General features: G+C 63.3%; 2 protein-coding genes. One reads left to right on the top strand and one right to left on the bottom strand.

What is annotated here, in order from left to right; translation table 11 throughout:
* Window positions 1-282: 282 nt before the first annotated feature.
* Window positions 283-639, bottom strand: a complete 357-nt coding sequence (locus BLX41_RS12450; RefSeq protein WP_123725110.1) for a hypothetical protein — start codon at window positions 637-639, stop codon at window positions 283-285.
* Between the two features lie 551 nt (window positions 640-1190).
* Between BLX41_RS12450 and BLX41_RS12455 the strand changes: the two genes are divergently transcribed.
* Window positions 1191-4853 (top strand): NAD-glutamate dehydrogenase (locus tag BLX41_RS12455; protein WP_259744776.1); only part of this gene is annotated, 3663 nt, incomplete at its 3' end.

Genomic DNA, 4853 nt, shown 5'->3' on the forward strand with positions numbered 1-4853 from the left:
ACAAGGTTTGCGGCGGGACCGAAGACGCCTTCGCTGGCAAGCCAGCTCCTACGCTCGGGCGCAGTGTTGGGGTTCTGGTAGGAGCCGGCTTGCCGGCGAAGGGGCCGGCAGGGTTTGCGGCGGGGCCGAAGACGCCTTCGCTGGCAAGCCAGCTCCTACGCTCGGGCGCGGTGCTGGGGTTCTGGTAGGAGCCGGCTTGCCGGCGAAGGGGCCGGCAAGGTTTGCGGCGGGGCCGAAGACGCCTTCGCTGGCAAGCCAGCTCCTACCGGGAAGGGCGGCGGGTCAGGACAACTGGCTGATGTAGGTGCCGGTGCCCTTGAGGATGTTCTGCAGGGTCGCTTCCACTTCGGCCAGGTCCGAGGCGGCGGTGTTGTGGCGGATTTCCAGGTGCTCGGAACCGTTCAGGGCGTCGGCGTCGGCCGCGGCAATCTCGATCAGCAGGGTGGTGGGGCTGAGGGTGACCTTGACGCCATCGAGGGTCGAGGGCTCGCCGTCGAGGGTGATTTCCAGTTCGTCCTCGTCCGGGTAGCGGCTCATCAGGAACATCTCGCCCTGGCTGCTGTGGCAGCAGAGCATGGCCATGTTGTCTTCTTCGTCGTCGCAAGGGTTGGCGATCAGGTGGGCAGTGGTCATGTGCATGGCGCATTCCTGGGGCTGGGGCCGGCAGCGGCCGGACGGTGCAAAAAGAAGCAATTCTGCCAGCCCGATGGAATTTCTGCTGGCCTGTCTGTCAGAGAACAGGTCGTGAACGCAAACCGCCTGCAGAGTCACTTCTGGTACGCAAGTACCGTGAAACCGGGAGAAAACCCTGGTTTTTCTGTGCTGGCTGCTAGTGTTGTTCAGGGCACCTTCCGCCGGTTGCGTGCCGTTGACCGAATATGTCGCAGCATCGCAAGCAGCTGTCACATCGCACTCGTTAAGCTGCGCAGCGGACAATTTGTTCTTAGTGCAATAGGTTGCGTCTGATTTGCGATGGTCACCTGTAAAGGCATTGCGCGGTCTGAAAGCGCCAGTCGTTTTTGCAGATGCCCATCCCGGGAAGGTGAATGTGACCTGCGCGTCTCGTCCAGCTTCACCCACCTGGCATCCTGCAACCTCTGCCCGAGACCAGGAGCAGGATGCACCACCGCCCCGCAAGGGGTTTGCACGCGACGCTACCATCAATAACAAGCCCAAGCGGAGTACCACAGATGGCGTTCTTCACCGCAGCCAGCAAGGCCGACTTCCAGCACCAACTGCAAGCGGCACTGGCGCAGCACATCAGTGAACAGGCACTGCCACAAGTGGCGCTGTTCGCTGAACAATTCTTCGGCATCATTTCCCTGGACGAACTCACCCAGCGTCGCATGTCCGACCTGGCGGGCTGCACCCTTTCTGCCTGGCGCCTGCTTGAGCGCTTCGATCACGCGCAACCGCAAGTGCGCGTCTACAACCCCGATTACGAACGTCATGGCTGGCAGTCGACCCACACCGCGGTGGAAGTCCTGCACCATGACCTGCCGTTTTTGGTGGACTCGGTCCGCACCGAGCTCAACCGTCGCGGCTACAGCATCCACACCTTGCAGACCACCGTGCTCAGCGTACGTCGCGGCAGCAAGGGCGAGCTGCTGGAAATCCTGCCCAAGGGCACCCAGGGCGAAGGCGTGCAGCAAGAGTCGCTGATGTACCTGGAGATCGACCGCTGCGCCAACGCCGCCGAACTCAGCGTGCTGGGCAAGGAGCTGGAGCAGGTACTGGGTGAAGTGCGGGTCGCCGTGGCCGACTTCGAGCCGATGAAGGCCAAGGTCCAGGAACTGATCGAAAGCATCGACAACAGCCAGTTCGCCATCGCTGCCGATGAAAGGACCGAGATCAAGAGCTTCCTCGAATGGCTGGTGGGCAACCACTTCACCTTCCTCGGCTACGAAGAGTTCGTGGTCGGCGCCGATCAGGATGGCGGGCATATCGAATATGACCCGAGCTCCTTCCTCGGTCTGGCCAAGCTGCTGCGCGCCGGCCTCACCAGCGATGACCTGCGCATCGAAGACTACGCCGTCAACTACCTGCGCGAACCGACGCCGCTGTCGTTCGCCAAGGCGGCGCACCCGAGCCGCGTGCACCGTCCGGCCTACCCGGACTTCGTCTCGATCCGTCAGATCGATGCCGACGGCAAGGTCATCAAGGAATGCCGCTTCATGGGCCTCTACACCTCCTCGGTGTACGGCGAAAGCGTGCGAGTGATCCCTTACATCCGCCGCAAGGTCGAAGTCATCGAGCAGCGCTCGGGCTTCCAGGCCAAGGCGCACCTGGGCAAGGAACTGGCCCAGGTCCTGGAAGTGCTGCCCCGGGACGATCTGTTCCAGACCCCGGTGGACGAGCTGTTCAGCACCGTGATGTCCATCGTGCAGATCCAGGAACGCAACAAGATCCGCGTGTTCCTGCGCAAGGACCCGTACGGTCGCTTCTGCTACTGCCTGGCCTACGTGCCGCGCGACATCTATTCCACCGAAGTGCGGCAGAAGATCCAGCAAGTGCTGATGGATCGCCTGCAAGCCACTGACTGTGAGTTCTGGACCTTCTTCTCCGAGTCGGTGCTGGCCCGCGTGCAGTTGATCCTGCGGGTGGACCCGAAGCAGCGCATCGACATCGACCCGCTGCTGCTGGAAAAAGAAGTGGTGCAGGCCTGCCGCAGCTGGCAGGACGACTACGCCAGCCTGGTAGTGGAAAGCTTCGGCGAAGCCCACGGCACCAATGTGCTGGCGGACTTCCCCAAAGGCTTCCCGGCCGGCTACCGCGAGCGCTTTGCCGCGCACTCGGCCGTGGTGGACATGCAGCACCTGCTGAGCCTCACCGAAGCCAACCCGCTGGTGATGAGCTTCTACCAGCCCCTGGGCCAGGTCTCCGGCCAGCGCGAGCTGCATTGCAAGCTGTACCACGCCGACACCCCGCTGGCGCTGTCCGACGTGCTGCCGATCCTGGAAAACCTCGGCCTGCGGGTACTGGGTGAGTTCCCGTACCGCCTGCGTCACAACAACGGCCGCGAGTACTGGATCCACGACTTCGCCTTCACCGCCGCCGAAGGCCTGGACCTGGACATCCAGCAGCTCAACGACACGCTGCAGGACGCCTTCGTCCACATCGTCCGTGGCGATGCCGAGAACGATGCCTTCAACCGCCTGGTGCTGACCGCCGGCCTGCCATGGCGCGACGTGGCGCTGCTGCGTGCCTACGCCCGCTACCTGAAGCAGATCCGCCTGGGCTTCGACCTGGGTTACATCGCCAGCACCCTGAACAACCACACCGACATCGCCCGCGAGTTGACTCGGTTGTTCAAGACCCGTTTCTACCTGGCGCGCAAGCTCACCAGCGACGACCTGGAAGACAAGCAGCAGCGTCTGGAGCAGGCGATCCTCACCGCCCTGGACGACGTTCAGGTGCTCAACGAAGACCGCATCCTGCGTCGCTACCTGGACCTGATCAAGGCCACCCTGCGGACCAACTTCTACCAGACCGACGCCAACGGCCAGAACAAGTCGTACTTCAGCTTCAAGTTCAACCCGCACGCGATCCCAGAGCTGCCGAAACCGGTGCCCAAGTTCGAGATCTTCGTCTACTCGCCACGGGTGGAAGGCGTGCACCTGCGCTTCGGCAACGTTGCCCGCGGCGGCCTGCGCTGGTCCGACCGTGAAGAAGACTTCCGTACCGAAGTCCTGGGCCTGGTAAAAGCCCAGCAAGTGAAGAACTCGGTGATCGTGCCGGTGGGCGCCAAGGGCGGCTTCCTGCCCCGTCGCCTGCCACTGGGCGGCAGCCGGGACGAGATCGCGGCCGAGGGCATCGCCTGCTACCGCATCTTCATCTCCGGCCTGCTGGACATCACCGACAACCTGAAAGACGGCGCCCTGGTGCCACCGGCCAACGTGGTGCGTCACGACAACGATGACCCGTACCTGGTGGTCGCGGCCGACAAAGGCACCGCAACCTTCTCCGACATCGCCAACGGCATCGCCATCGACTACGGCTTCTGGCTGGGTGACGCCTTCGCCTCCGGCGGTTCCGCCGGTTACGACCACAAGAAAATGGGTATCACCGCCAAGGGCGCGTGGGTTGGCGTACAGCGCCACTTCCGCGAGCGCGGCATCAATGTCCAGGAAGACAGCATCACCGTGGTCGGCGTCGGCGACATGGCCGGCGACGTGTTCGGCAACGGCCTGTTGATGTCCGACAAGCTGCAACTGGTGGCCGCGTTCAACCACCTGCACATCTTCATCGATCCGAACCCGAACCCGGCCACCAGCTTCGTCGAGCGCCAGCGCATGTTCGAGCTGCCGCGTTCGGCCTGGACCGACTACGACACCAGCATCATGTCCGAAGGCGGCGGCATCTTCTCGCGTAGCGCGAAGAGCATCGCCATCTCGCCGCAGATGAAAGAACGCTTCGACATCCAGGCCGACAAGCTGACCCCGACCGAGCTGCTCAACGCCTTGCTCAAGGCGCCGGTGGACCTGTTGTGGAACGGCGGTATCGGCACCTACGTCAAGGCCAGCACCGAGAGCCACGCCGACGTCGGCGACAAGGCCAACGACGCTCTGCGGGTCAACGGCAACGAGCTGCGCTGCAAGGTGGTGGGCGAGGGCGGCAACCTGGGCATGACTCAACTGGGTCGTGTGGAGTTCGGCCTCAATGGCGGCGGTTCCAACACCGACTTCATCGACAACGCCGGTGGCGTGGACTGCTCCGACCACGAAGTGAACATCAAGATCCTGCTCAACGAAGTGGTGCAGGCCGGCGACATGACCGACAAGCAGCGCAACCAGCTGCTGGCCAGCATGACCGACGAAGTCGGCGGCCTGGTGTTGGGCAACAACTACAAGCAG

Origin of the sequence: Pseudomonas protegens, assembly GCF_003732485.1 — a bacterium.
Classification (GTDB): domain Bacteria; phylum Pseudomonadota; class Gammaproteobacteria; order Pseudomonadales; family Pseudomonadaceae; genus Aquipseudomonas; species Aquipseudomonas protegens_B.